Origin of the sequence: Pseudomonas sp. PA-4-8C, assembly GCF_021606625.1 — a bacterium.
Lineage (GTDB): Bacteria > Pseudomonadota > Gammaproteobacteria > Pseudomonadales > Pseudomonadaceae > Aquipseudomonas > Aquipseudomonas lactis.
The window spans coordinates 1-4,128 of record NZ_WKCD01000383.1 but is presented as its reverse complement, the minus strand read 5'-3'; the positions used below and the strand labels follow the sequence as shown (position 1 = coordinate 4,128).

Sequence of the window (4,128 nt, the reverse complement as noted above, 5' to 3'; positions counted from 1 at the left end):
ACTCAAGACGATCTTTTGTCTATTGTGGTTAACAAGGGAACGCCGCCAGGCACCTATCAGTTGGGGGGTGACGATCCGGCGGTAATAGTGTTGTTCACGCAGTTCGTAAAACGTGCCTTGTTAGAGGCACGCAGTGGTCAGGTGGTTTTAGAGCATGTACCTGAAACGGGGTATGCCAAGGGGAACTTCGAGTGCGAATTCAACGATGAACTCAATAAGTTTTCCGCTGTTGGCTCCTTCGATGTCCATCATTCGTAGTCGGCTATGCCTGCGTGCTTGACCCTTTAGGCGCCCATCCTTGGTTATCAGGATGAGCGCCTTGCCGATTGCGGGCGAGGGCAAGCCTTATGACCGCAAAATAGTCCTCATGCTTTCAACGTACGCGTCATCCGCAACGCCAGCACACTCCCACCCACAATCACCGCCGCCAGCAGGTACAACGCCATATCCGTGGACCCGGTGGCATCCTTCACAAAACCCACGATATACGGGCTGAGAAAACCCGCCATCTGGCCCATGGAGTTGATCAACGCCAAGCCACCCGCCGCCGCGCCCGCGCTGAGCATCGCGGTGGGCACCGGCCAGAACATCGGCAGGCCGGTCAGGGCGCCCATGGTGGCGATGGTCAGGCCGAGAATGGCGATAGCGGGCGTAGTGGCGAAGTTAACGGCGATCACCAGGCCAATGGCGCCCATCAACATCGGTACCACCAAATGCCAGCGGCGCTCCTTGCGCAAATCGGCGGAGCGGCCCACCAGCAGCATGAACACCGCTGCCAACAGATACGGGATCGCGCTGAGCCAGCCAATCACCAGGTTGTCGCTGAAGCCCATGTTCTTGATGATCGACGGCACCCAGAAGTTGACCGCATACACGCCACTCTGGATGCAGAAGTAGATCAGGCCGAATGCCCAGATCGCCGGGTTCTTGAACACTTCGGCCAGGGAGTCGCTGGTGGTTTTCGGCTTGTTCGCCAGGTCAGTGGCCTGGTCGGCTTCCAGCACCGCGCGCTCATGGGGCTGGAGCCATTTGGCATTGGCGAAGCTGTCACTGAGCAGGAAGTAGGCGAGGGCGCCGAGGATTACGGTGGGGATGCCTTGCAGCAAGAACATCCACTGCCAGCCTGCCAGGCCACCTTGGCCGGCAGCGAAGTGATTGAGAATCCAGCCGGAAAACGGGCTGCCGAGCAAACCTGAAACCGGGATCGCCGACATGAACAGCGCCATGATCCGCCCACGGCGGAAGGTCGGAAACCACTGCGAAAGGTACAACACCACACCGGGGAAGAAGCCGGCTTCAGCGGCACCGGTGAGCAGGCGCAGGGTGTAGAAATGCGTGGGCGTGGTTACAAACAGCAGGCATGTGGAGAGCGTACCCCACACGATCATCATCAACGCGATCCAGCGCCGCGGGCCAAACCGGGTCAGCGCCAGGTTGCTCGGTACGCCGCACAGCACATAGCCGATAAAGAAAATCCCGGCCCCGAGGCCGTACACGGTTTCACTGAATTTCAATGCATCGAGCATCTGCAACTTGGCAAAGCCAACATTTACCCGGTCAAGGTAATTGAACAGGTAGCAGATAAAGATGAAGGGGATCAGGCGCAGGGTAACGCGCTTGTAGATGGCGTTTTTATCGTCATCGCTGGCCAGTGCGGCAGTGGCGCTCTGTGACATGGGATTCTCTCTTTATTATGATTTTACGCGGTGCGAGGGTAACGTTGACCGCCCCAACAGTCTCGATGACGTGATGGGCAACTGTCTTTGTGCTGGCGCACAGTCAAGCCATCTTTGCGCTGTGCCGGTGAACAACCTTTTTCAGGAAATTAGCCCCATGTTCGAGCTGGATCATGCCCTGGCGCAGGAGATTGTCGATCGCACCATGGCGATCCTGCCGTATAACGTCAATGTCATGGACAGCCAGGGCTTGATCCTGGGCAGCGGTGAACCGGAGCGGATCAATACCCGTCACGAAGGGGCGCAACTGGTATTGGCCAATGGGCGGGTGGTGGAAATCGACGGGCAGACCGCCAAGCATCTCAAGGGCGTGCAGCCGGGCATTAACCTGCCGCTGCTGCATGATCAACGCCTGATCGGCGTGCTGGGTATCACCGGCGAGCCGGATGGGCTGCGCACCTATGCCGAACTGGTGCGCATGACCGCTGAAATGCTGGTCAGCCAACGCCACCAGCAAGCCGAGCAACAATGGCGGCGCCAGCGTTGCGATGATCTGCTGGCCCTGCTGTTGGCCGACAGCGGCGACTCCCCACGTTTGGTGGACGAAGCCCAGCAACTGGGGCTCAAGCCACAACTGGCGCGCACGCCGTACCTGTTTGAACTGGGCCCCGGCCAAACGGCGGAGGCTTTGAGCGCCTGGCTCGCCAGCCGTTACCCGGACAGTTGGTGCGTCAGTTCTGCGCAGTTTTCCTTGCTGTGGTGCCGACCCGCCGCGGTGCAGGTCGATAATCCCCGCTTGTTGGAAAAGCTCGACGGCCTGGGCTGGAACGTCCTGCGCGTGGCCATCGGCGGGCAAGCGGAAGGGTTGGCGGGGGTGCGCCGCTGTTACCGCCGGGTCGGTGATCTGCTCGCTTATGGCCGCGATATCCTGCCGCAATCACGGCTGTTGACCCTCAACCGTTATCGCCTGCCGGTGATGCTGTGGCGTCATCGCAACGACGACGCCCTGGACGAACTGCTCAATCCGTTGCGCAAAGTGTTGGCCAAGGACAGCAACGGGCAACTGCTCGCCACGTTGCGCAGTTGGTGTGAACACGACGGGCAAAGCCAGGCGTGTGCCGACGCCTTGGGCATTCACCGCAACAGCCTGCGCTACCGCATGGAGCGAATCGCTGAACTCAGCGGCGTGGACCCGCTGACGCTCGATGGGATGCTTGCCTTGTACCTGGGCGTCCAATTGCTGCCCCAGAGCGAACGCTAAAATTCGCACGATGTTATTAGCTGTTCTCCCTGTCACGGCTTACGTTTTTCCAAGCTGGCAATGAACTCATCGAGGATGCGCTTGCTTTCGGCAGCTTCTTCTGCACTGGGCCCGCGAATGTTGGCCCAGGGGTCCGGCTTGTGCGCGACCGAGCCGTAGCGGATGCGTACGGATTTGAGGATTGCGTCCCACACGGCCATGGCTTCGTAGTCGGTGAGGGAAGGGTTGACGGGTTCTGGTGACGCGGGTCGTTGCCAGAGAGGCAGTTCGTAGCCTTTGTTGGCGAATTGGGGAAGGGTCCAGCGCACTAGGTCTTCGGGTTCGTTGGGATCAACTGGCTCTCCTTTCATGCCACCCGCCGACAAACGGATGCTCATGCCAGGCCGAGCCAGCGAAGGATTGTCCCGGTAGTTTTCGCTCACAAAGAGTATTTGACGGTGAGTGTCATCGCTGAAGCCGATCAGGGACTCTTCGGCTTGCATGCCGGCCAACGTAATTTTCCTTGCCCGCAAATTTTCGTAATCCCCTGCGAGAAAAATTTGCCCGTCTTTGGGAGTGCGGACGTGCAAGCGTTCTTCATCATCAGGCGACAAAGCGTTGATATAGATACTCAGCGAGACATCTGAGGCTGGTGGGCTAAAGTCGAAACTAGCGATCTCCTGATCGTGATGACTGCGAATGACAACCGGCCCAAGCGCAAACCCCGCGCCTGCGGTTTCAGGGGGGACTTTGAAGATCTCTTTTGAAAGTTTTAACAGACGATCTTCAACAGGGGCGGTATTACCATTGAAGGAGTCAGCGCGGAGCATGACGTAAACGTCACCAATCAACAGATGGGACTCATGCACGAACCAGTCTGCAATTTCAACGCTCTCGTAGTACTGCAATAACCTATGTTGTGCCGTTACGACTTTCGCCGATACCAGCATCGACACATCGGAATGATTGTAGTTTTTTACGGAAGCAATCCGACTCGCTCGCTCGTACACAGCCGCATCAAACCGCTCTCGCGTCACTCCCTCTCCTAACACCCGCACTTCAACGGATGCATGATCGGCCCCCAGCCCGTAGTACAACTTCACATCCCCGCCCCCCGTCCAGCTGGCGGGCAAATCTATCAGCCCACGGCCCAGCGCCCAGGTGCGCATGTTGCTGGTCAATTCGTGCACGGTTTGTTTCTCCTGTTCACTG

4 protein-coding genes are annotated in these 4,128 nt (G+C 58.5%); 2 read left to right on the top strand and 2 right to left on the bottom strand.

Annotation, left to right across the window (positions count from 1 at the left end; genetic code table 11):
• Nucleotides 1-258: hypothetical protein (locus tag GIW04_RS28600; RefSeq protein ID WP_236479457.1), on the top strand; the 258-nt coding region annotated here is incomplete at its 5' end.
• Between the two features lie 107 nt (nt 259-365).
• Here the strand turns inward: GIW04_RS28600 and GIW04_RS28595 are convergent.
• Complete coding sequence (locus GIW04_RS28595; protein ID WP_236479456.1) at nt 366-1,676, bottom strand: MFS transporter; 1,311 nt, start codon at nt 1,674-1,676, stop codon at nt 366-368.
• Nucleotides 1,677-1,833: 157 nt separating this feature from the next.
• On the opposite strand from GIW04_RS28595, the gene GIW04_RS28590 reads away from it, so the two are divergent.
• Complete coding sequence (locus GIW04_RS28590) at nt 1,834-2,937, top strand: sugar diacid recognition domain-containing protein (protein WP_236479455.1); 1,104 nt, start codon at nt 1,834-1,836, stop codon at nt 2,935-2,937.
• Between the two features lie 32 nt (nt 2,938-2,969).
• On the opposite strand, the gene GIW04_RS28585 is transcribed toward GIW04_RS28590, so the two are convergent.
• On the bottom strand, nt 2,970-4,128 hold a 1,159-nt coding region (locus GIW04_RS28585; protein WP_236479453.1), incomplete at its 5' end, for a T6SS immunity protein Tli4 family protein.